Raw genomic sequence first — 22,343 nt, 5'->3', positions numbered from 1 at the left:
GAGTGGCCTCACTGGATAGGTCTGAGGGGAAGTTTGCATGTGCGGAATTGTGGGGATCGTCGGAAATGCGCCGGTTGCGGGCCGTCTCGTCGATGCGCTGAAGCGGCTGGAATATCGCGGCTATGATTCCGCCGGCGTCGCCACAATCCATGAAGGCGTGATGGATCGCCGCCGCGCAGAGGGCAAGCTCTTCAATCTCGAAAAGCGTCTCGACAGCGAGCCGCTGCCGGGAACGACCGGCATCGCCCACACGCGCTGGGCAACCCACGGTGTGCCGAACGAGACCAACGCCCATCCGCATTTCGTCGAAGGCGTCGCCGTCGTCCACAATGGCATCATCGAGAACTTCTCCGAGCTGCGCGACGAGCTGAGCCACGAGGGCGCTGCCTTTCAAAGCCAGACCGATACGGAAGTCGTCGCCCACCTGATGGCGAAATATCTGCGCGAGGGTCTTTCCCCGCGCGAAGCCATGCTGAAGATGCTGAACCGCGTCACCGGCGCCTATGCGCTGGCGGTCATGCTGAAGAATGACCCCGGCACGATCATGGCGGCCCGCTCCGGCCCGCCGCTGGCCATCGGTTACGGCAAGGGCGAAATGTTCCTGGGCTCGGATGCCATTGCGCTATCGCCATTCACCAACGAGATCACCTATCTCGTCGATGGCGACTGGGCGGTCATCACCCGCGAGGGCGCGACCGTACTCGATTTCTCCGGCAAGGTGGTCAAGCGTCCGCGCCAGATCTCCCAGGCGACCGCTTATGTGGTCGACAAGGGCAATCACCGCCACTTCATGGAAAAGGAAATCTACGAGCAGCCCGAGGTCATCTCCCATGCGCTCAGCCACTATGTGGATTTCGCCGCCAACACGATCAGCCCGAATGCATCCGCCATCGATTTCAAGGCCGCAACTGGTCTTGCAATCTCGGCCTGCGGCACGGCCTATCTCGCCGGCCTGATCGGCAAATACTGGTTCGAACGCTATGCGCGCCTGCCGGTCGAAATCGATGTCGCCTCGGAATTCCGTTACCGCGAAATGCCGCTGCAGGCCTCGCAGGCAGCCCTCTTCATCTCGCAGTCGGGTGAGACCGCCGATACGCTGGCATCACTCCGCTACTGCAAAGACAACGGTTTGAAGATCGGCGCCGTCGTCAACGTGCGCGAATCGACCATCGCCCGCGAATCCGACGCCGTCTTCCCGATCATGGCCGGCCCGGAAATCGGCGTTGCCTCCACCAAGGCCTTCACCTGCCAGCTTGCCGTGCTTGCCTCGCTGGCAATCGGCGCCGGCCGTGCGCGCGGCACGATCAGCGCCGACGACGAGAAGGCGATGGTGCGCCATCTTGCGGAAATGCCGCGCATCATGAGTCGCGTCCTCAATCTCATCCAGCCGCAGATGGAAGGCTTGTCCCGCGAACTCTCCAAGTGCAAGGACGTGCTCTATCTCGGCCGCGGCACCAGCTTCCCGCTCGCCATGGAAGGCGCGCTGAAGCTCAAGGAAATCTCCTATATCCATGCCGAAGGTTATGCCGCCGGCGAGCTGAAGCATGGACCGATCGCGCTGATCGACGAAAACATGCCCGTCATCGTCATTGCACCCTATGACCGTTTCTTCGATAAGACCGTGTCCAACATGCAGGAAGTCGCAGCCCGCGGCGGCCGAATCATCTTCATCACCGACGAGAACGGTGCGGCTGCTTCGAAACTGCCGACCATGGCGACGATCACGCTTCCGAATGTCGATGAAATCATCTCGCCAATGATCTTCTCGCTGCCGATCCAGCTGCTCGCCTACCACACCGCGGTCTTCATGGGCACGGACGTCGACCAGCCGCGCAACCTCGCAAAATCGGTAACTGTGGAGTAAGTCCCGACGGGCTGAAATATATTGTATGATATGCCGAATTCTGGCAGTTTTGTGCCTGCGGACACAGGGGGAAGGCCGGGTGAACCGGCCTGTCTAAAGACTGAAACGGAGTTCATCAGAAAAGATGACCGAGAAGGCTCCCCGAGTGCCGGTCGCAATGCGGCTGAGGAATAATTTTCTCGCCGGCCTTATCATCTGTGCACCGATCGCGATCACCATCTGGCTGACCTGGACCTTCATCCACTGGTCGGACAGTTGGGTGCGGCCCTATATCCCGGCGCGCTGGAATCCGGAAAGCTACATAAATTTCGCCATTCCCGGCTTCGGTCTGTTGACCGCAGTGATTATCATCACGATCGTTGGCTTCCTCGGCAAGAACCTCATCGGTCAGAGCATCGTCCGTTTCGGTGAATCTATCGTACAGCGCATGCCGCTGGTGCGCACTATCTACAGAAGCGTGAAGCAGATCTTCGAAACGGTGCTGAAGGAACAGTCGAATTCCTTCAAGAAGGTCGGCCTGATCGAATATCCTGGCCCAGGCCTTTGGGCGCTCGTCTTCATCGCCACCGATGCCAAGGGCGAGATTGGTTCGAAGTTCAATGCGATGGGTGAGGATATGGTCGCGGTCTTCCTGCCGCCGACACCGGTGCCGACGGCGGGCTTCCTCGTCTTCGTGCCGCGCGAGAAGATCGTCATGCTCGACATGAACCCGGAGGATGCCGCCAAATTCCTGATATCAGGCGGCCTCGTTGCCCCGGAACATTTGCCGGTCGTCCGTCCCAAGCCGAAGGCGATATCCAAGGTCGACTAACCGGCTCTGAGGAAGCGGATCGCTTCGTCTCGACGGAAGAGATAGAGCAGGGTGCGCACTGCCTCGCCGCGTTCGCTCGTCAGTTCCGGATCGCGCTCGATCAGATAGGCCGCGTCCTTGCGAGCAATCTCCAGGAGGTCGGCATGCGCCTCGAGGCTGGCGATACGAAAGCCCGGCGTACCTGACTGACGCGTCCCGAGAACTTCGCCTTCGCCGCGCAGCTTCAGATCCTCTTCCGCGATCCGGAAGCCGTCTTCCGTTTCGCGCATGATCGAAAGCCGCGCATGGCCTGTTTCACCGAGAGGTCCCTTATAGAGCAGGATGCAGGTCGAGGCCTCGTCGCCTCGTCCGACACGCCCGCGAAGCTGGTGGAGCTGCGCCAGCCCGAAGCGCTCGGCATGTTCGATCACCATGATCGTCGCATCCGGCACGTCGACCCCGACTTCGACGACGGTGGTCGCCACCAGCAGCCGCAATTCGCCGCTCTTGAAGGCGAGCATCACGGCATCCTTCTCCGGTCCGCTCATGCGCCCGTGAATGAGGCCGATGCCTGGACCGAGTGCAGAGACCAGCGTCGCATGCCGCTCCTCCGCCGACATCAGATCCAGCTCCTCAGATTCCTCGACCAACGGGCAGATCCAGTAGGCCTTCTTGCCTTCTATCAGCGCACTCTTCAGGCGGCCAACGATCTCGCCGGTCCGCTCGGTCGGAACGGTGATCGTCTGGATCGGCTTGCGGCCAGCAGGCTTCTCCGTCAGCTTCGAGACGTCCATGTCGCCAAAGGCTGCCAGCACCAGCGTGCGTGGGATCGGCGTTGCCGTCATGACCAGCATATGCGGCGAGATGCCCTTTGCCGTTAGCCGCAGGCGCTGGTGCACGCCGAAACGATGCTGCTCGTCGACGACGGCCAGCATCAGGTTCTTGTAATTGACGCTGTCCTGGAAGAGGGCATGCGTGCCGATAATGATCTGCGCTTCGCCCGACGCAATACGCTCGAGAATATCTTCCCGCTCGCGGCCCTTGGTGCGGCCCGTCAGCACTTCGACGCCAAGACCGGCGGCACCCGCAAATTTCGAGATCGTCGCATGATGCTGGCGGGCGAGAATTTCCGTCGGCGCCATCAGCACGGCCTGTCCGCCGCTCTCGATGACGGCGGCCATCGACAGTAGCGCGACCAGCGTCTTGCCGGAGCCGACATCGCCTTGCAGCAGCCGCAGCATGCGCTCCGTGCCGGCCATATCCTTCAGGACGTCGGCAATGGCTTCGGTCTGGCTGCGCGTTGGCGAAAAGGGAAGGTTTTGCAATATTTTGCCGCTGATTTCTCCAGTAGCATATACGGGTTGCCCGGCCACTTTGCGCAGCCTCTGCCGCACCAGCGACAGCGACAGCTGGCCGGCCAGGAACTCGTCATAGGCAAGCCTGCGGCGGGCAGGGGCTTGCGGATCGATATCGGACGGATCCCGCGGCTCGTGCAGCATATGAAAGCTATCGCGGATCGACGGTAGACCCTGCTTCTGCGCCAGTGAAAGATCGATCCATTCCGGCAGTTCCGGCATGCGGGGTAGGGCCGCCTCGATGATCTTGCGCAGCGTCTTCGGCGAAAGCCCTGCCGTCAGCGGATAGATCGGCTCTACCAGCGGCAGGTTCTCGGCATCGCTCGCCTTGACGATATAGTCGGGGTGGACCATGGAGGCGCGGCCGTTGAACCAATCGACCTTGCCACTAACGGTTACTTCCTCGTCGATCGGCAGCTGTTTTTCCAGCCACGCCGCCTGTCCGCGGAAGAAAACGAGTGAAAGCTCGCCAGTCTCGTCGTGCAGGAAGACGCGGTAGGGAATATTGCTCTTGCCGCGTGGCGGCGCCTGATGCCGGTCGACATGGGCGGTGATCGTCACGATCGCCCCCTGCGGCGCGCGGGCTATCCCCGGCTGGTTGCGCCGGTCGATCAGTGAATAGGGCGCATGGAACAGGAGATCGATGACGCGGCAATCGTCAGGCGTCTCGCGTCCGAGCAGCTTGACGAAGAGCTCCGAGATCTTCGGGCCGACGCCAGGAAGGCCCGAAACGGGAGAAAACAGCGGATCGAGAATGGCGGGGCGCATGGGCGCCAAAATGCGATGAACAATAGGGCCTTGGCAAGGCTGACAAGCCGCTTTCGAGGGTCTATAGAGGCGCATCAACAAAGAAGGTGAATGCCATGACAGGTGTAACGCTCACGAGCGCCGGTCTTGACCCGCGCCGCCGCCGGATTCTTTTCCGTTGCTGGCACCGCGGTATCAGAGAGATGGATCTTGTCTTCGGCCAGTTCGCTGAAAATGAACTTCCCACCATGAGCGAAGCCGAGCTCGACGAGTTCGAGACGATCATGGCTGAGGAGGACAATGACCTCGTGCGCTGGATCATGGGAACCTGGCCGACGCCCGAACATTTAAAGACACCCATGTTTGCCCGTATCGCCGCCTATAAGCCCGATTTTGACACGCCCCGGATGCCTGAATGATCCCTGGTTTTGATGCCAAGAAGCTTGCAGCCGCCGCCGAGCCGCTGACGATCGGCAACGTGCCCTCGGGCATGGAACCGCTGCTGCTCGCCGAGCTCGCCCGCAACGGCGAACCTGTTGCCTATGTTCTGTCGGACGGTCATCGTATGACTGATCTGGAGCAGATGCTGGGCTTCGTCGCGCCCGATATTCCGGTCCTGACACTGCCCGCCTGGGACTGTCTTCCCTATGACCGCGTCTCGCCGAGCGCCGATACCTCGGCACGCCGTCTGGCCGCGCTCTCGGGCCTGATCGCCCACCGCAAGAAGCCGCATGCGGCAATCGTGCTGGTCACGGCCAATGCGATGCTGCAGAAGGTGGCGCCGCAGGACATCATCGAAAGCCTGACCTTCTCGGCGCGCCCTGGCAATCAGGTGCGCATGGAGGATATTGCCGGCCGACTGGAGCGCAACGGCTTCGAGCGCGTGGCAACCGTACGCGAGGTCGGCGAATATGCCGTGCGCGGCGGCATTCTCGATGTCTTCGTGCCCGGGTCGGAAGAGCCCGTCCGCCTCGATTTCTTCGGCGATACGCTGGAGAGCATCCGCAGCTTCGATCCGGCAAGCCAGCGCACGATCGGACAAGTCCGCTCCCTCGATCTCAACCCGATGAGCGAGGTGACGCTGACGCCGGATACGATCAGCCGCTTCCGCAAGAATTACCTCTCCACCTTCGGTGCTGCCACCCGCGACGATGCGCTCTACCTCGCCGTTTCCGAAGGTCGCCGCTATCCCGGCATGGAGCACTGGCTGCCGCTGTTCTACGAGAGGCTGGAGACGGTGTTCGATTACCTCTCCGGCTTCCGCATCGTCACCGATCATACGGTTCGCGAGGCGGCAGAAGAGCGTTCCAAGCTCGTCTATGATTATTATGATGCACGCCTGAATTCCGGCCAGCCGGGCAAGGGTCAGATGGCGCAGGGCACGCCCTATAAGCCGGTCTCGCCCGGTCAGCTCTATCTCGACAGCAAGACCTTCGTGCGCACGCTCGATGCGATCAACGCTATCAGGGTGTCGCCTTTCAACGAGCATGAGGGCGAGGCACGCCGCGTCGTCAATCTCGATGCACGCCAGGGGCCGCGATGGGCGCGCTCCAATGCCGAAGGCGGCGGTGATGCCGAGCGCGTCAACGTCTTCGACGTCGTTGTCAAACATATTGCCGACAAGCGCGCCAGCGGCGCGAAGGTCGTCATCACCGCCTGGACCGAGGGGTCGCTCGAGCGCCTGCTGCAGGTGCTGAACGAACACGGCCTTGAGCGGGTCAAGCCGATCAACGCGCTGAAGGATCTCGGCGGCCTGGCAAAGGGTGAGGCGGCAGCGGCTGTATTCAGCCTCGAGGCCGGTTTCGAGACCGGCGATCTCATCGTTATCGGCGAGCAGGATATTCTCGGCGACCGTATGGTGCGCCGTTCCCGCCGCAGGAAGCGTGCGGCAGACTTCATCTCCGAAGTCGCGGGCCTGGACGAAGGATCGATCGTCGTCCACGCCGAACACGGCATCGGCCGTTTCGTCGGCCTTCGCACCATCGAGGCGGCCGGTGCGCCGCATGCCTGCCTCGAGCTGCAATATGCCGATGACGCAAAACTCTTCCTGCCGGTCGAAAACATCGATCTTCTGTCGCGTTTTGGCGGTGAGGGCACGGAAGTACAGCTAGACAAGCTTGGCGGTGGCGCGTGGCAGATGCGCAAGGCCAAGCTCAAGAAGCGGCTGCTGGATATGGCCGACGCGCTGATCCGCATCGCCGCCGAGCGCCTGACGCGCCATGCGCCCGTGCTGACGACGCCGGAAGGGCTCTACGACGAATTCGCCGCCCGTTTCCCCTATGACGAGACGGAAGACCAGGAAAACGCCATCGAAGCCGTGCGCGGCGATCTCGGTGCCGGCCGCCCGATGGATCGCCTCGTCTGTGGCGACGTTGGCTTCGGCAAGACCGAGGTTGCACTGCGCGCCGCCTTCGTCGCTGCCATGAACGGCGCCCAGGTCGCCGTCGTCGTGCCGACGACGCTGCTCTCCCGCCAGCATTTCAAGACTTTCTCCGAGCGCTTCCGTGGTCTGCCGATCCGCATCCAGCAGGCCTCGCGCCTCGTCGGCGCCAAGGAGCTGGCGCTCACAAAGAAGGAAGTGGCCGACGGCAAGACAGACATCGTCGTCGGCACCCACGCGTTACTCGGCGCCGGCATCAACTTCGCCAATCTCGGCCTGCTGATCATCGACGAGGAGCAGCATTTCGGCGTCAAGCACAAGGAGCGCCTGAAGGAGCTGAAGAGCGACGTGCATGTGCTGACGCTCTCTGCAACGCCGATCCCGCGCACGCTGCAGCTTGCCATGACCGGGGTGCGCGAACTCTCGCTCATCACCACGCCGCCGGTCGACCGCATGGCGGTGCGCACCTTCATCTCGCCCTTCGACAGCCTCGTCATCCGCGAGACGCTGATGCGCGAGCATTATCGCGGCGGCCAGAGCTTCTATGTCTGCCCGCGCCTTGCCGATCTCGAAGATATCCACGCCTTCCTGCAGTCCGACGTGCCGGAACTGAAGGTCGCTGTCGCCCATGGCCAGATGCCGGCCGGCGAGTTGGAAGACATCATGAATGCCTTCTATGAAGGCCGCTATGACGTGCTGCTCTCGACCACCATCGTCGAATCCGGTCTCGATGTGCCGACCGCCAACACGCTGATCGTCCATCGCGCCGATATGTTCGGCCTCGCCCAGCTCTACCAGCTGCGGGGTCGTGTCGGTCGCTCGAAGGTGCGCGCCTTCGCGCTCTTCACGCTGCCGGTCAACAAGGTGCTGACGGCAACGGCCGAACGCCGCCTCAAGGTGCTGCAGTCGCTGGACACGCTCGGCGCCGGCTTCCAGCTGGCAAGCCACGACCTCGATATCCGCGGTGCCGGCAACCTGCTCGGCGAGGAGCAGTCCGGCCACATCAAGGAAGTCGGCTTCGAGCTGTATCAGCAGATGCTGGAAGAGGCGGTCGCCGAGGTGAAGGGTGTCGACGAGATCCAGGATACCGGCTGGTCGCCGCAGATATCCGTCGGCACGACCGTGATGATCCCGGAAGGCTACGTGCCCGACCTGCACCTACGCATGGCGCTCTATCGTCGCCTCGGCGAGGTGACCGAGCTCAAGGAGATCGATGGCTTCGGTGCCGAGATGATCGACCGCTTCGGGCCGATGCCGGTGGAGGTCCAGCACCTGCTGAAGATCGTCTACATCAAGTCGCTCTGCCGCACCGCCAATGTCGAGAAACTCGATGCCGGCCCCAAGGGCGTCGTCGTGCAGTTCCGCAACAAGGAATTCCCGAACCCGGCCAATCTCGTCGGTTATATCGGTAAGCAGGGCGCGATGGCGAAGATCCGCCCCGACCACAGCCTCTTCCTGACCCGCGACCTGCCGAGCCCGGAAAAGCGCCTGCAGGGTGCGGCCGTGATCATGACGCAGCTTGCGGAGCTCGCGAAAAGCTAAGGACAGCCCGGCGAAAACCGGACTGCCCCCGACTGCGTTTTCAGTTTGTCGATGCTGACGCGTGTCAGTTCATCCCGGCGCGTGCTTCGGTCTTTGCTGCGGCAATTTCCCTGAGAGCGCCTGCCAGCACATCAGGTGTCTGTGCGCCGCTGACGGCATATTGCTGGTCGAAGATGAAGAACGGCACGCCGTTGACACCCATGCGCTGCGCTGCGTCGATTTCCGAGAGAATGACGCTGCTGTCGGCGTCCGAAGCGAGCAGGGCGGCAATGATCGAGCGCTGCAGACCTGACTTCTCGGCAATATCGAGCAGCACTTCATGATCGCCGACGTTGCGGCCTTCTTCGAAATTGGCCTTGAACAGCGCCGAGACGACTGCCTCCTGCTTCTGCCGGTCCTCGACACCGGCCCAGTGGATCAGGCGGTGCGCATCGAGCGTGTTCGGCCCGATCTTGATGGCCTCGAAATTGAACTTGATGCCGACGTCGCGGCCATAGCCGGTCAGCATCTTGTGCGCCTCAGCCACGCGTTCGGCGCCACCGAGTTTCTGCTCCAGCATTTTCTTCTGGTCGACGCCTTCGGGCGGATAATCCGGGTTGAGGCGATAGGGGCGCCAGTTGATATCGACGCCGATTTCATCCTGTACCTCGGCGATCGCCAACTCCAGCCGCGCCTTGCCGAGATAGCACCAGGGGCAGACGACATCAGAGACAACGTCGATGGTGATGCGTTCCATTGTGATTCCTTATTCTGCCATCCCTCAATGACGGTTGGCTCGATCCCATAGAAGATGTTTTCGACGATCTTTAGAGGAAGGTCGAGGCAAGAGAAAGGAAATAGGACGACGCGCCTGATGATGTGATTATTGCGCGCTCGTATCCCACCATGTCTGCAACTGATAGCCATAGAGCGGCACCGCATCCGGATGACCGATGCGCTTGTTGCGCGCAACCCACTGCTGATCGATGTGGTAGAGGGGTAGCACATAATGGTTGGAGAGCAGCAGCCGGTCATAGGAGCGGACGGACGCCGTAAAATCCTCTGTCGAGCGTGAGCGCAGCAGATGATCGATCAGCGTATCGAGATTGGGATCGTTGGCCCCGGCGAAACTGTCCGTCCCTTCACGCGTGCGTGCAGCGGACGACCAGCGGCCGAGCTGCTCGTTGCCGGGTGAGAGCGATGAGGTGTAGGCCTTCATGATCATGTCATAGTCGAAGCTGTTCGTGCGGCTCTGATACTGCGAATCGTCAACGGTGCGGATCGACGCGGCGACACCGATCGTCTGCAGTGATCGCTGGTAGGCGACGGCGAGCTTTTCCTGGTCAGCATTCTGGGTCATGATCTCGAAGGCGAGCTGCTTGCCGCTCTGATCGGCCATCTTGCCGCCTTGGATCGTGTAGCCCCCTTGTTTCAGGAGGTCGACAGCCTGCCTCAGCACGTTGCGGTCGCGTCCCGAGCCATCGGTCACCGGCAGCTTGTAGCTGCCGTCGAGAATGGCGGGGTCGATCTGGTCCTTGATCGGTCCGAGCAGCGCCAGCTCGCGCGCATCCGCCGGTACCCCGAAACTCGAGAGATCGGAATTCTGCCAGAAGCTTTGCGTGCGCTTGTAAGCGCCGGAATAGAGGTTCTTGTTGGCCCATTCGAAATCGAAGACCAGCGACAGGCCCTCGCGCACCTTGATATCGCCAAAGATCGGCCGCCGCGTATTGAAGACGAAGCCGAGCATACCGCTTGGCAGTTTCGGCTTGAACACATCCTTCACGACCGCGCCCGACGTTGCGGCCGGGAAATCGTAGGCATTGGCCCAATGCCCCGGATTGCCTTCCAGATAGATATCGACGTCGCCTTTCTTGAAGGCCTCGAAAAGCGTCGTATCCTGCAGGAAATACTGCACGGTGAGCTGGTCGTAATTGTCCATGCCGACCTTGGCCGGAATGTCCTTGCCCCAGTAATTCGGGTCGCGCTCATAAGTGATGCTTTCGCCTGGCTTCAGGCTCTTGATCTTATAGGGACCGGATCCAACCGGTGGCGTGAGCGAGCTGCGGTCGAAGCTATCGGGGTCGATCGCGTGTTTCGGCAGGATAGGAAACAGGCCGAAGATCATCGGCGTCTCGCGGTCTGCCTTATCGTTGAAGGTGAAGCGCACGCTGTGGTCGCCAGCCTTCTCCATCTTTGAAACGAGATTGAGGCGGCTGGAGAAGGGCACACGCCCTTTGTCGCGCAGCAGCTCGAAGGAAAAGATCACGTCTTCGGGCGTGACCGGCTGCCCGTCCGACCACTTGGCTTTCGGATTGAGGTTGAACTGGATGAAGGTGCGGTCTTCATCCCATTCCACCGTTTCCGCCAGCAGTCCGTAGAGCGTGAAGGGCTCGTCGCTCGAACGCTGCAGCATGGATTCGTAGACGAGGTTGCCGAATTGCGGATCCCACATGCCGCGCGCCGTCGTGCGCATGCTTTTCAGGACAAAAGGGTTTAAACTATCGAAAGTGCCGACCACGCCGTAGGTGATTTTCCCGCCCTTCTTCACGTCGGGATTGACGTAAGGGAAGTGCTTGTAATCGGCAGGCAGCGCTGCCGAACCATGCATGGCGATACCATGCACGGGTTCCGCGGCGGCGGCACCGCCGATAAGCGTGAAAGCGGCGAGGAGGACGATCCGAAGCATTCTGAGATTCCTTGATGCGTGGCGACGGRCACGATTCGCCGGAAGGGTAGCATGGGAGCGCTCAATTCCAACCGCGGCCGCCGCTTTCTTTACCTATGTGCCAAAATGCCCGCGAAATTGCCAAAGAAATGCTGGATATCTTGAACGCTGCGATGTAACACGTGACCCGAAGTTTTGGGGTCATGCATTTGCCTTATTTTTTTAAGAGGTGGAGTGCCGAACGACCCGGTGGTTGGGGCGGCCGAACGTAGCCCCGAAACGGATATCAGGAGACGGAATTCGTTATGATGTTCAAGTCTGAAAAGAAAATGCGGGCAGCACTGTCCGTTATGGCAGTGATCTTCGGCGCTTCGGCTCCGGTTTCGTCCTTCGCACAGGACGCGGCCGCCCAGGCTCCGGCAGCGTCGGCTGACGCTCCCGCACAGGCCGTCGGCGCACCGCGCCTCGGCTGGTACAAGACCTGCAGCAAGCAGGAAGACAACGACATCTGCGTTGTTCAGAACCTGGTTCTCGCCAATGGCGGCCAACTGGTGACGGCTGTCGGCCTGATTTCGGTTTCCGGCAAGATCAACCGCAAGATCCTTCAGGTTTCGGTTCCGGCCGCACGCCTGATCCCGCCAGGCATTGCGATGCAGATCGACGGCGGCAAGGGCCAGAAGCTCGATTACGCTGTCTGCCTGCCGGACAAGTGCACAGCTGAAATTCCGCTGACAGACGCCATGATCGCAAGCCTCAAGAAGGGCAGCGATGTGGTCTTCACCTCGATCAACTTCCGCCGTGCTGCGAACCCGATCAAGGTTTCGCTCGAAGGCTTCACCGGCGCTTATGACGGCGAACCGGTTTCCGAATCGAAGCTTGCCGAAAGCCAGCGCAGCCTGCAGGACAGCATGCAGAAGAAGGCTGAAGAAGCCCGCAAGAAGCTGGAAGACGCCCAGAAGGCAGCAAAGGCCCAGTAATCGGCACCTTCACGAATTGACGAAAAGCCCGGCTTCAGGCCGGGTTTTTTGTTGCCAAAAGAAAGGCCCCGACATGCGGGGCCTTGTCATGGAAGTTATGTGATCCGACTTTAATGGGCGAAGCTCATCTTGGGTTTGAACTGGCCTGTCGGGCCGCGGTCGAAGATCTGCTCGACCTGCGGATTGCGAAGCGGTGTGTCGCTCTCGTCGCTCACCAGGTTCTGCTCGGAGACGTAGGCGACATATTCGCTGTCGTCGTTTTCGGCGAGCAGATGGTAGAACGGCTGGTCCTTGCTGGGGCGGACTTCCGCGGGAATGGAATTCCACCACTCTTCCGTATTCGCGAACTCCGGATCAACGTCGAAGATGACGCCGCGAAACGGAAAAACCTTGTGCCGGACCACTTCGCCTATACTGAACTTTGCAACTCTTTCTTTCATGGTACGACTTCCTTTCTCACCTGATTTGGTGATCGGTCCCCCGCAAATCAAGATTTTTGCGGGATTTCGTCACATGATCGTCATGTCTGCCCATCGGCTTTCATGACCTCGGGGTCGAAAAAAGCCCCGGCGAACCGGGGCTTTCAAGTCTCATCTTATGCCGAGTAGTACATGTCGTATTCGACTGGATGCGGCGTCATTTCGAAGCGCATTACCTCGGCCATCTTCAGTTCGATGAACGCGTCGATCTGGTCGTCGTCGAAGACGCCGCCGGCCGTCAGGAACTTGCGGTCCTTGTCGAGGCTTTCGAGCGCTTCACGCAAACTGCCGCAGACGGTCGGGATCTTCTTCAGTTCCTTTGGCGGCAGGTCGTAAAGATCCTTGTCCATGGCCTTGCCGGGATGGATCTTGTTCTTGATGCCGTCGAGGCCTGCCATCAGCATGGCGGCGAAGGCGAGGTAGGGGTTGGCGGTCGGATCCGGGAAGCGGACTTCGACGCGCTTTGCCTTCGGGTTGGAGCCGAACGGAATGCGGCACGAAGCCGAGCGATTGCGGGCCGAATAGGCGAGCAGAACCGGTGCTTCATAACCCGGGACGAGACGCTTGTAGGAGTTCGTCGACGGGTTGGTGAAGGCGTTGATCGCCTTGGCATGCTTGATGATGCCGCCGATGTAGTAGAGGCAGCTTTCCGAAAGGCCTGCATATTCGTCGCCGGCAAAAGTCGGCTTGCCGCCCTTCCAGATCGACTGGTGCACATGCATGCCCGAGCCGTTGTCGCCGAAGATCGGCTTCGGCATGAAGGTTGCCGTCTTGCCATAGGCATTGGCGACCTGATGAACGACGTACTTGTAGATCTGCATCTTGTCGGCGTTGCGGACGAGCGTGTCGAACTTGATGCCGAGCTCGTGCTGGGCGGCAGCCACTTCGTGGTGGTGCTTTTCGACGACGACGCCCATTTCGGAGAGAACCGTCAGCATTTCCGAACGCATGTCCTGGGCGCTGTCGACGGGCGGAACCGGGAAGTAGCCGCCCTTGACGCGCGGACGGTGGCCGAGGTTACCGGTCTCATAGTCGGTGTCGTCGTTCGACGGCAGTTCGGTGGAGTCGAGCTTGAAGCCGGTATTGTACGGATCAGCCTTGTACTTGACGTCGTCGAAGACGAAGAATTCGGCTTCCGGGCCGACGAAGATCGTGTCACCGATGCCGGATGCTTTCAGATAGGCTTCGGCCTTTTTGGCGGTGCCGCGCGGATCGCGGTTATAGGCTTCGCCGGAGACAGGGTCGAGAATGTCGCAGACGATGACCATGGTCGATTGGGCGAAGAACGGGTCCATATGCACCGTGTCCGTGTCGGGCATCAGCACCATGTCGGACTCGTTGATGGCCTTCCAGCCGCCGATCGAGGAACCGTCGAACATGACGCCGTCGGCGAACATGTCTTCATCGACGCAGGCTATGTCCATCGTAACGTGCTGCAGCTTGCCCTTGGGGTCGGTGAAGCGCAGGTCGACGAACTTCACATCGTTGTCCTTGATCTGCTTCAGGATTTCGCTTGCACTCGCCATAAGATGCTTCCTCTGTTTTGTGATGATGTTACGTTATGTGCGATGAGGATGGTCAAGCTTCGCCGAAGGCAAAGCCGGTCAGATGGCATCGATACCGGTTTCACCGGTGCGGATGCGGATGACCTCTTCGACGTTGGAAACGAAAATCTTTCCGTCGCCGATGCGCCCCGTCTGCGCGGCCTTGCGGATCGCGTCGATGACGGCCTCCGCGTTTTCATCTGCGAGCACGACCTCAACCTTCACCTTCGGCAGGAAATCGACGACATATTCTGCGCCGCGGTAGAGTTCGGTATGGCCCTTCTGGCGACCGAAGCCCTTCGCTTCTGTGACAGTGATACCCTGCAGACCGACTTCCTGAAGGGCTTCCTTCACCTCGTCCAGCTTGAAAGGCTTAATGATCGCTTCGATCTTTTTCATGAGAAAATATCTCTCCGCTTCTCCCGTTACAGCAGGAACCTTCCCGCTCGCGGGATATGATGCAGATATCGTGCCAGTTTGAAATCCGTCTCGCGCAAAAAATCGCGGAATTTTATGCGTGCGACCTTGTTTGCCCGCGTTTCCGTGTCGTTTTGATGAAAAACGAGGTGAACAATAGTGCGTTTTGATCAAAAATGACGCGAAAATTGAAAAAATCCCTCGACTCATAATTTCTTATGGCTCGTCGTGGTGAGGCCGAAAAATAGGCAAATGCACAATATTTGCTCTTTCGTTGTGATAATCATGCGGTTGTTTTTTAGGCGATTTTTGAATTGAATAGGGGCATGAGCAAACGCCTCGCCGATCTTCTTCTGACACCTGTCGAAATGGCTGCGGCCGATAAGGCTGCAGCCGAATCCGGAATCGATTCCTATGGCCTGATGGAAAAGGCGGGTGCTGCGGTCGCCGCTGCAGCATTGCGTCTTTATCCCGGCGCACAACGTTTCGCAGTGTTCTGCGGCCCCGGTAACAATGGCGGTGACGGTTATGTCGTCGCCCGGCTCCTGCAGGAGAGTGGTGGACGAGTGGAGATCTTCCATCTTGGCAACCCGGAAAAGCTGAAGGGTGATGCGGGCCGTGCTAGGGCGGCCTGTGCGCTGAAGGGGCAGGACATCGCGTGCTATGACCGGCAGCAGGGTGATGTCATCATCGACGGCTTCTTCGGAGCCGGCCTTGCACGCGATGTGCCACCCGAGGTCGCCGATCTGATCCACAAGGTCGGCAAGGCAGGAACTCCCGTCATCGCCATCGATCTGCCATCTGGCCTGGACGGGCGCACCGGCGCCGTGCTCGGCGGCGCCTTCCGAGCGGCGCATACGGTGACCTTCATGACCCGCAAGCCCGGCCATCTGCTGATGCCGGGCAGGGAGCTTTGCGGCACGCTCGAGGTCTTCGACATCGGCATCCCCGGACGCATCATCAGGGCGCAGACGGATGGCCGTGTCGACGAGAACACACCTGCCGCATGGCGCGCTGTCATTCCGACCGAGCAGCTGGAGACCCACAAATATAGGCGTGGTCACCTTGTCGTATTTTCGGGTGAGGCGAGCAAGACGGGCGCCGCCCGCATGTCGGCCATGGCGGGGTTGAAGGCCGGGGCAGGGCTCGTCACCATCGCCGCGCCGACCGATGCACTTTCCGCCAACAGCGCTCACCTGACAGCCGTCATGCTGCACGCCGTCGATGATGCAGCAGCATTGGCAGAGTGGCTGAAGGACACGCGCCCTCAGACCTTCGTTCTAGGCCCCGGTTTCGGCATCGGAAAGAAGGCCCGAAAATTCGTATCGCTACTGCGCGACCGTCATCTCGTTCTCGACGCCGATGGCATCAGTTCCTTCAAGGACGATCCGCAGGCSCTTTTCGAGCTGTTCAAGGGAGTGCCGCGCCTCGTGCTGACGCCGCATGATGGCGAGTTTGCCCGCCTCTTTCCCGATATTGCCGCCGACGAGAAAGCGGGCAAGGTCGACAAGGCGCTCGCCGCTGCCAGCCGCGCCAATGCTGCTATCATCTATAAGGGGGCGGATACCGTTATCGCCTCACCGGACGGCCGGGCGCTGATCAACACCAACGCACCGGTCTGGCTTGCCACCGCCGGCTCCGGTGATGTGCTGGCAGGCATTATCGGCGGCATGCTCGCCCAGGGCCTGCCGGCTTTCGAGGCAGCCGCCGCTGCTGTCTGGCTGCATGGAGAGGCAGGCCATCGCGCCGGCAAGGGGTTGACGGCCGAAGATCTCGCCGCGCACGTATTGCCCTACTGAGCGATTATTTGTCGACCCGCTTCTGTAGGGCGATCGCCCCGTGCGGCGCATTGACCTTGCCCTCGTGGATCATGAAGGCAAAGACGTCGCGCGGCTCGACCTTGACCTTGCGATCCTTGTCGATCAGCGGCAGATCGTTGGGAACCTTGCCCTCTGCCCAGACCTCAAGTCGCTTGGTCCAGTCCTTCAACTCCGGCTCCGGATAGCAGGTCGGGATATCGTCCGAGCCTTTCTGCAGCCGCGTATAGACGAAATCCGCAGTCACATCGGCAATCATCGGATACTCGAAATGCTCGGCGCAGACGGGTGCCACACCGTATTTTTCAAGCAGTGCAATGAATTCCGGCACCTTGAAGGAATCGTGCCTGACTTCCACGACATGGCGCAGCTTCAGCCCGTCCTGCTTTTCCGGCAGCAGCTTCAGGAACGCCTCGAAATCATCTGGTTCGAACCTCTTCGTCGGCGCAAACTGCCAGAGCAGCGGGCCGAGATGATCGCCGAGTTCGCTGATGCCGGACGAGAGGAACTTCTCCATCGACTCCCAGGCCTCGGCAAGCACACGGCGGTTCGTGGTGTAACGCGTCGCCTTCAGCGAAAAGATGAAGCCGTCAGGCACATCAGCTGCCCATTTGGCGAAGACCGCCGGCTTCTGCGTGCTGTAATAGGTGCCGTTGACCTCGATGACCTTCAGCTGCCGGCTGGCATAGTTCAGCTCGTCCTTCTGCTTGAGATCGGCGGGAAAGAAATGGCCGCGCCACGGCTCGAACGTCCAGCCGCCGATGCCTACGCGGATCGTGCCCGATTTGCTCATCTGTTCCTCCTCGCTTGCGATCTCTCAGATCGCACCAACCTTTTTCGTCATATCGACGATGGTCCATCCTGGCCGATAGGGATTGGGCCGGCGACCCGTTTCCTGAAAACCGAAGGCGGAATAAAGCGCGATATTCCGCTCCATCCGTGCATTGGTGTAGAGCCTCATCTCGGGCGTTTCCCACTCTCGCGCCTTGTCCTCCAGCCAGCGCAGCATGGCCGCGCCATGTCCCGCTCCCTGGAAGTCCGGCGATACCGCGATGCTGAAGAGCATCAGATGGTCGGTATGCCGTTCGACGACGGAAAGCCCCGCCACACCACCGTCAGTCTCCCGCAGCCAGACTTCGCCGCGCTCAATCCGCGGCTCGTAATCTTCCGTCACCGGAATCGGCGGATAGCCGAAAAGATCGGTATAGGGCTGATAGGCGGTCGTCGTCAGCGCCACGACGGCGGGCAGGTCCGCAATCGTGGCGAGCCGCATGGTCATTCCGCCGCTGCGACCGTCTTCTTGACCGGTCGCCGCTCCAGCAACTCCTTAAGGAAGTGGCCGGTATAGGAGCGCTTCTCCTTGACGATCGTCTCTGGCGTGCCGACAGCCACGATCTCGCCGCCGCCGTCACCACCTTCGGGGCCGAAATCGAGGATCCAGTCGGCGGTTTTGATGACTTCGAGATTGTGCTCGATGACAACGACCGAATTGCCCTGATTGACCAGTTCGTGCAGCATTTCCAGAAGCTTGGCGACGTCATGGAAATGCAGGCCGGTGGTCGGCTCGTCGAGGATATAGAGGGTGCGGCCCGTCGAGCGTTTCGACAATTCCTTGGCGAGCTTGACGCGCTGCGCTTCGCCGCCCGACAGCGTATTGGCCTGCTGACCGACCTTGATGTAACCGAGGCCTACATCGAAGAGCGACTGCAGTTTGTCGCGCACGGCCGGGACTGCCGTGAAGAATTCGACGCCTTCTTCCACGGTCATATCGAGCACGTCGGAAATCGACTTGCCCTTGAAGGTGACATCGAGCGTTTCGCGGTTGTAACGCTTGCCATGGCAGACGTCGCAGGKGACGTASACGTCGGGCAGGAAGTGCATCTCGATCTTGATGACGCCGTCGCCCTGGCAAGCCTCGCAGCGGCCGCCCTTGACGTTGAAGGAAAAACGGCCAGGTTGGTAACCGCGCGCCTTCGCCTCCGGCAGGCCGGCAAACCAGTCACGGATCGGTGTGAAGGCACCGGTATAGGTCGCGGGGTTCGAACGCGGCGTGCGGCCGATCGGCGACTGGTCGATGTCGATGACCTTGTCGATATGCTCGAAACCATCGATGCGGTCGTGATCGGCAGGGATCTCGCGCGCACCCATGACACGCCGTGCCGCCGACTTGTAGAGAGTCTCGATCAGGAAGGTGGACTTGCCGCCACCCGAGACACCCGTCACAGCCGTAAAGACGCCCAGCGGAATGGCCGCCGTGACGTTCTTCAGATTGTTACCGCGTGCGCCGACGACCTTGATCTCCTTGCCCTTCTTCGGCTTGCGCCGCTCGTCGGGAAGAGTAACGCCGAGCTCGCCTGACAGATATCTGCCGGTGAGAGACTTCGGATTGGCCATGATTTCCTGCGGCGTACCATGCGCCACCACCTGGCCGCCATGCACACCGGCGGCGGGACCGATATCGACCACATCGTCAGCCGTCAGGATCGCGTCTTCGTCATGTTCGACCACGATGACCGTATTGCCGATGTCGCGAAGGTGCTTCAGCGTATCGAGAAGACGGGCATTGTCGCGCTGATGCAGACCGATCGACGGCTCGTCGAGCACGTAGAGAACGCCGGTCAGGCCCGATCCGATCTGCGAGGCAAGGCGGATACGTTGGCTCTCGCCGCCCGACAGCGTGCCGGAATTGCGTGACAGGCTCAGATATTCGAGACCCACATCGTTGAGGAACCGCAGGCGGTCGCGGATTTCCTTGAGGATGCGCACGGCAATTTCGTTCTGCTTGGCGTTGAATGCCGCCGGCAGCGTCTCGAACCAGTCGCGTGCGATCCGGATCGACATCTGCGTGACTTCGCCGATATGCAGCTTGTTGATCTTGACCGCGAGCGCTTCCGGCTTCAGGCGAAAACCGTTGCAGGCCGGGCAGGGGGCCGCCGACATGAAGCGCTCGATATCCTCGCGCGCCCAGGCGGAATCCGTTTCCTTCCAGCGCCGCTCGAGATTGGGCACGATGCCTTCGAAATTCTTCGAGGTCGTGTAGGAGCGCGCGCCATCGGCATAGTGGAATTCAATCCTCTCCTCGGTGCCGTTCAGGATGACATCCTTGGCTTTTTCGGGAAGGTCGTTCCAGCGGCTGCCGAGCTTGAAGCCAAAATGCTTGCCGAGCGCTTCCAGCGTCTGGTTGTAATAGGGCGAAGTGGACTTGGCCCAGGGCGCGATAGCGCCGTCGCGCAGCGTACGCTCCGGCTCGGGCACGATCAGGTCAGGGTCGATCTTCTGCTGCGAGCCGAGACCGTCGCAGGTCGGGCATGCGCCGAAGGGATTGTTGAACGAGAAGAGCCGTGGTTCGATTTCCGGAATGGTGAAGCCGGACACCGGGCAGGCGAACTTTTCCGAAAACAGCACGCGCTCATGCGTTTCATTGAGCGACTTGTTGGCCGAACCSCCGGCGGAGGTTTCCTCAGGCGGCAACGGCTTGTCGGCGAATTCGGCAACGGCGAGGCCGTCAGCGAGCTTCAGCGCCGTTTCGAAACTATCGGCCAGGCGCGAGGCCATGTCAGGCCGCACGACGATACGGTCGATGACCACGTCGATATCGTGCTTGTATTTCTTGTCGAGAACAGGTGCATCGGCGATCTCGTAGAACTGGCCGTCCACCTTGACGCGCTGGAAGCCCTTTTTCATGAGCTCCGCCAATTCCTTCTTATACTCGCCCTTGCGGCCGCGGATCATCGGCGCCAGGATATAAAGACGCGTGCCTTCCTCGAAGGCCAGCACACGGTCGACCATCTGGCTGACCGTCTGGCTTTCGATCGGCAGGCCGGTGGCGGGAGAATAGGGAACCCCGACGCGCGCAAACAGAAGGCGCATATAGTCGTAGATTTCGGTAACGGTGCCGACGGTCGAGCGCGGGTTGCGCGAGGTCGTCTTCTGCTCGATCGAAATTGCCGGCGACAGCCCGTCGATCTGGTCGACATCGGGTTTCTGCATCATTTCCAGGAACTGGCGCGCATAGGCCGAAAGGCTTTCGACATAGCGGCGCTGTCCCTCGGCATAGATCGTGTCGAAGGCGAGCGAGGATTTGCCGGAGCCGGAAAGGCCGGTCATGACGATCAGCTTGTTGCGTGGCAGATCGAGGTCGATGCCCTTCAGATTATGCTCGCGCGCGCCACGGATGGAGATCGTCTTCAGTTCGCTCATCGTCTCTGCTTCAGATGGTTTGGGGATAACAGCCCTTATTTAGTGATGCCAGCGGGCGAGTCGAGGCTGAAAGTCCGGAACAACAAAGGTTTTCGATTCTGTTGACAGGATCATAGCGAATAATTAGAACAAATAAAGAACAAAATTCCTTGTGGATTAAGAGGGGCTGGATGCGCATCGCTTGTCCTCTATGGTTTAAGGTGCGCCGATGATTTTTTGAACGCCGCCGGTCAGGGCGGCAGTAAGGTGAATGATATGGCTGGCAGTGTGAACAAGGTAATTCTTATCGGAAACGTGGGCGCCGACCCCGAAATCCGGCGCACGCAGGATGGCCGGCCGATTGCCAATCTTCGTATCGCGACTTCGGAAACCTGGCGCGACCGCAATTCTGGCGAACGCCGCGAAAAGACCGAATGGCATACGGTCGTCGTCTTTAACGAAGGCCTCTGCAAGGTCGTAGAACAATATGTAAAAAAGGGCGCCAAGCTCTATATCGAAGGCGCACTGCAGACCCGCAAGTGGCAGGACCAGACAGGTGCCGACCGCTACTCGACGGAAGTTGTGCTGCAGGGCTTCAATTCGACGCTGACGATGCTCGACGGGCGCGGTGGTGAAGGCGGCGGTGCTGGCGCCAGCTTCGGCGGCGGCCGTGGCGGCGACGATTTCGGTGGCGGCAGTTATGGCGACGATTACGGCGCTTCCGCTCCGTCCTCCGGCGGTGGCCGTAGCGGTGGCGGTGGTAGCCGTGGTGGGAGCAGCGGCGGCGGTAGCGCTGGTGGCGGTAACTTCTCGCGTGATCTCGACGACGATATCCCGTTTTGATTGACGCCATCCAAAAGCTTTAAGAACGGCGCCCTTGGGCGCCGTTTTCAATGGGGCGTGGCGCTGATCAGGTTGAGCGCAGACTTGGCCCCATCGATAACGAACTGGGCGGCAAGTGCGGCCAGGATCACGCCGAGAAGGCGGGTCAGGATCGCCCGGCCCGTCACGCCGAGGAAGCGGTCGAGCCGGTCGGCAAGGAAAAGCACCACCAGCGTGATCAGCAGGCAGCCGGCAATGACGCCGATCAGCTGCGCCCGCTCGACCGTGGAGGGCAGAGTGCCTCCGAGCAGGATCGTCGCCGAAATGGCGCCCGGCCCGGCAATCAGCGGCAGTGCCAGCGGGAAGACGGCAATATTCTCGATATGATCCTTTGTAATCGCAACTTCCGTGGTCTTTTCCTTGCGGTCCTGGCGCTTCTCGAAAACCATTTCGAAGGCGATCCAGAAAAGCAGCAATCCGCCCGCAAGCCGGAAGGCGCCGATGGAGATGCCGAGCACGCCGAGCACGCTGGAGCCGAACAGGGCGAAAACGGCAAGGATGATGAAGGCGATCGTGATGCCGCGCAGCGCCACCTGCTTTCGCTCCGGGCGGCTCATGCCGACAGTGAGGCCGAGAAAGAGCGGGGCAAGTCCGGGCGGATCGATGGTGACGAGCAGCGTCGTGAACGCGTTGATCAGTTGGTCGGCGCTTGCCATCGCTTCTCCAAAACCCCATATAGATGCTTGTTTTTCATGATTGTGCTGTGCCGATTCCGATTTGGCAAAT

The 22,343-nt window shown here is 60.5% G+C and carries 17 protein-coding genes; 7 read left to right on the top strand and 10 right to left on the bottom strand.

Annotated elements, in window-relative coordinates; translation table 11 throughout:
- The first annotated feature begins 37 nt into the window (after positions 1-37).
- Both glmS and AC1DM5_RS02700 read left to right on the top strand, forming a co-directional pair.
- Complete coding sequence (gene glmS / locus AC1DM5_RS02705) at positions 38-1,864, top strand: glutamine--fructose-6-phosphate transaminase (isomerizing) (RefSeq protein ID WP_477822494.1); 1,827 nt, start codon at positions 38-40, stop codon at positions 1,862-1,864.
- A gap of 124 nt (positions 1,865-1,988) precedes the next feature.
- Entirely contained in the window at positions 1,989-2,675 is a 687-nt protein-coding gene (locus AC1DM5_RS02700) for a DUF502 domain-containing protein (RefSeq protein WP_113319907.1), read from the top strand.
- On the opposite strand, the gene recG is transcribed toward AC1DM5_RS02700, so the two are convergent.
- Complete coding sequence (gene recG, locus AC1DM5_RS02695) at positions 2,672-4,777, bottom strand: ATP-dependent DNA helicase RecG (protein WP_477974544.1); 2,106 nt, start codon at positions 4,775-4,777, stop codon at positions 2,672-2,674. The two genes, AC1DM5_RS02700 and recG, sit on opposite strands and share 4 nt — an antisense overlap.
- Positions 4,778-4,872: 95 nt before the next feature.
- Here recG and AC1DM5_RS02690 point away from each other — a divergent pair, with 95 nt between their 5' ends.
- Positions 4,873-5,175 carry an FAD assembly factor SdhE gene (locus AC1DM5_RS02690; RefSeq protein ID WP_007811944.1) on the top strand — a complete coding sequence of 101 codons (303 nt, stop codon included), beginning with the start codon at positions 4,873-4,875 and terminating at the stop codon, positions 5,173-5,175.
- A complete protein-coding gene (gene mfd, locus AC1DM5_RS02685) occupies positions 5,172-8,678 on the top strand; it encodes a transcription-repair coupling factor (RefSeq protein WP_477974542.1) in 3,507 nt (1,168 codons plus the stop codon). The genes AC1DM5_RS02690 and mfd overlap by 4 nt, the downstream gene beginning before the upstream one ends.
- Before the next feature lie 64 nt (positions 8,679-8,742).
- Here mfd and AC1DM5_RS02680 read toward each other — a convergent pair whose 3' ends face one another.
- Entirely contained in the window at positions 8,743-9,414 is a 672-nt protein-coding gene (locus AC1DM5_RS02680) for a DsbA family oxidoreductase (protein WP_477822491.1), read from the bottom strand.
- Positions 9,415-9,540: 126 nt separating this feature from the next.
- Positions 9,541-11,343: an extracellular solute-binding protein gene (locus AC1DM5_RS02675; RefSeq protein ID WP_477822490.1), complete on the bottom strand. Its 1,803-nt coding sequence runs from the start codon at positions 11,341-11,343 to the stop codon at positions 9,541-9,543.
- Positions 11,344-11,627: 284 nt separating this feature from the next.
- Between AC1DM5_RS02675 and AC1DM5_RS02670 the strand changes: the two genes are divergently transcribed.
- The gene (locus AC1DM5_RS02670) at positions 11,628-12,299 is read left to right on the top strand and encodes an invasion associated locus B family protein (protein ID WP_192727134.1); all 672 of its coding nucleotides are present in this window, start codon (positions 11,628-11,630) and stop codon (positions 12,297-12,299) included.
- 110 nt (positions 12,300-12,409) lie between these two features.
- Here the strand turns inward: AC1DM5_RS02670 and hspQ are convergent, their stop codons facing one another.
- The 3 genes from hspQ to AC1DM5_RS02655 form a co-directional block, all read right to left on the bottom strand.
- Complete coding sequence (gene hspQ / locus AC1DM5_RS02665; protein ID WP_007811955.1) at positions 12,410-12,739, bottom strand: heat shock protein HspQ; 330 nt, start codon at positions 12,737-12,739, stop codon at positions 12,410-12,412.
- Positions 12,740-12,894: 155 nt separating this feature from the next.
- The gene (gene glnA / locus AC1DM5_RS02660; protein WP_477822489.1) at positions 12,895-14,304 is read right to left on the bottom strand and encodes a type I glutamate--ammonia ligase; all 1,410 of its coding nucleotides are present in this window, start codon (positions 14,302-14,304) and stop codon (positions 12,895-12,897) included.
- Between the two features lie 78 nt (positions 14,305-14,382).
- Positions 14,383-14,721 (bottom strand): P-II family nitrogen regulator, encoded by a 339-nt coding sequence (locus tag AC1DM5_RS02655; protein WP_003539626.1) that lies wholly within the window; start codon positions 14,719-14,721, stop codon positions 14,383-14,385.
- A 344-nt stretch (positions 14,722-15,065) separates the two neighbouring features.
- On the opposite strand from AC1DM5_RS02655, the gene AC1DM5_RS02650 reads away from it, so the two are divergent.
- Positions 15,066-16,538: an NAD(P)H-hydrate dehydratase gene (locus AC1DM5_RS02650; RefSeq protein WP_477822488.1), complete on the top strand. Its 1,473-nt coding sequence runs from the start codon at positions 15,066-15,068 to the stop codon at positions 16,536-16,538.
- Positions 16,539-16,542: 4 nt separating this feature from the next.
- On the opposite strand, the gene AC1DM5_RS02645 is transcribed toward AC1DM5_RS02650, so the two are convergent.
- From AC1DM5_RS02645 to uvrA, 3 genes are read right to left on the bottom strand one after another with little or no spacing between them, the layout of a single operon-like run.
- Positions 16,543-17,349: a DUF72 domain-containing protein gene (locus AC1DM5_RS02645; protein WP_477822487.1), complete on the bottom strand. Its 807-nt coding sequence runs from the start codon at positions 17,347-17,349 to the stop codon at positions 16,543-16,545.
- 24 nt (positions 17,350-17,373) lie between these two features.
- A complete protein-coding gene (locus AC1DM5_RS02640) occupies positions 17,374-17,835 on the bottom strand; it encodes an N-acetyltransferase family protein (protein ID WP_477822486.1) in 462 nt (153 codons plus the stop codon).
- Positions 17,832-20,756, bottom strand: a complete 2,925-nt coding sequence (uvrA, locus tag AC1DM5_RS02635) for an excinuclease ABC subunit UvrA (protein ID WP_477974540.1) — start codon at positions 20,754-20,756, stop codon at positions 17,832-17,834. The genes AC1DM5_RS02640 and uvrA overlap by 4 nt, the downstream gene beginning before the upstream one ends.
- A gap of 255 nt (positions 20,757-21,011) precedes the next feature.
- On the opposite strand from uvrA, the gene AC1DM5_RS02630 reads away from it, so the two are divergent.
- Positions 21,012-21,578 carry a single-stranded DNA-binding protein gene (locus AC1DM5_RS02630; protein ID WP_477822484.1) on the top strand — a complete coding sequence of 189 codons (567 nt, stop codon included), beginning with the start codon at positions 21,012-21,014 and terminating at the stop codon, positions 21,576-21,578.
- Positions 21,579-21,625: 47 nt separating this feature from the next.
- Here the strand turns inward: AC1DM5_RS02630 and AC1DM5_RS02625 are convergent, their stop codons facing one another.
- Positions 21,626-22,273, bottom strand: a complete 648-nt coding sequence (locus tag AC1DM5_RS02625) for a MarC family protein (RefSeq protein WP_477822483.1) — start codon at positions 22,271-22,273, stop codon at positions 21,626-21,628.
- Positions 22,274-22,343: the final 70 nt, after the last annotated feature.

It is taken from the genome of Rhizobium sp. 01T437 (genome assembly GCF_056398505.1).
This window is presented reverse-complemented; position numbering and strand designations above follow the sequence as displayed.

Excerpts from the sequence above, each read along its gene's own strand:
- AC1DM5_RS02655 (WP_003539626.1), bottom strand. The coding sequence starts at position 14,721 with ATGAAAAAGATCGAAGCGATCATTAAGCCTTTCAAGCTGGACGAGGTG.
- AC1DM5_RS02625 (WP_477822483.1), bottom strand. The coding sequence starts at position 22,273 with ATGGCAAGCGCCGACCAACTGATCAACGCGTTCACGACGCTGCTCGTC.
- AC1DM5_RS02675 (WP_477822490.1), bottom strand. The coding sequence starts at position 11,343 with ATGCTTCGGATCGTCCTCCTCGCCGCTTTCACGCTTATCGGCGGTGCC.
- hspQ (WP_007811955.1), bottom strand. The coding sequence starts at position 12,739 with ATGAAAGAAAGAGTTGCAAAGTTCAGTATAGGCGAAGTGGTCCGGCAC.
- AC1DM5_RS02690 (WP_007811944.1), top strand. The coding sequence starts at position 4,873 with ATGACAGGTGTAACGCTCACGAGCGCCGGTCTTGACCCGCGCCGCCGC.
- AC1DM5_RS02630 (WP_477822484.1), top strand. The coding sequence starts at position 21,012 with ATGGCTGGCAGTGTGAACAAGGTAATTCTTATCGGAAACGTGGGCGCC.
- recG (WP_477974544.1), bottom strand. The coding sequence starts at position 4,777 with ATGCGCCCCGCCATTCTCGATCCGCTGTTTTCTCCCGTTTCGGGCCTT.
- AC1DM5_RS02670 (WP_192727134.1), top strand. The coding sequence starts at position 11,628 with ATGATGTTCAAGTCTGAAAAGAAAATGCGGGCAGCACTGTCCGTTATG.
- glnA (WP_477822489.1), bottom strand. The coding sequence starts at position 14,304 with ATGGCGAGTGCAAGCGAAATCCTGAAGCAGATCAAGGACAACGATGTG.
- glmS (WP_477822494.1), top strand. The coding sequence starts at position 38 with ATGTGCGGAATTGTGGGGATCGTCGGAAATGCGCCGGTTGCGGGCCGT.
- mfd (WP_477974542.1), top strand. The coding sequence starts at position 5,172 with ATGATCCCTGGTTTTGATGCCAAGAAGCTTGCAGCCGCCGCCGAGCCG.
- AC1DM5_RS02645 (WP_477822487.1), bottom strand. The coding sequence starts at position 17,349 with ATGAGCAAATCGGGCACGATCCGCGTAGGCATCGGCGGCTGGACGTTC.
- AC1DM5_RS02640 (WP_477822486.1), bottom strand. The coding sequence starts at position 17,835 with ATGACCATGCGGCTCGCCACGATTGCGGACCTGCCCGCCGTCGTGGCG.
- AC1DM5_RS02680 (WP_477822491.1), bottom strand. The coding sequence starts at position 9,414 with ATGGAACGCATCACCATCGACGTTGTCTCTGATGTCGTCTGCCCCTGG.
- AC1DM5_RS02700 (WP_113319907.1), top strand. The coding sequence starts at position 1,989 with ATGACCGAGAAGGCTCCCCGAGTGCCGGTCGCAATGCGGCTGAGGAAT.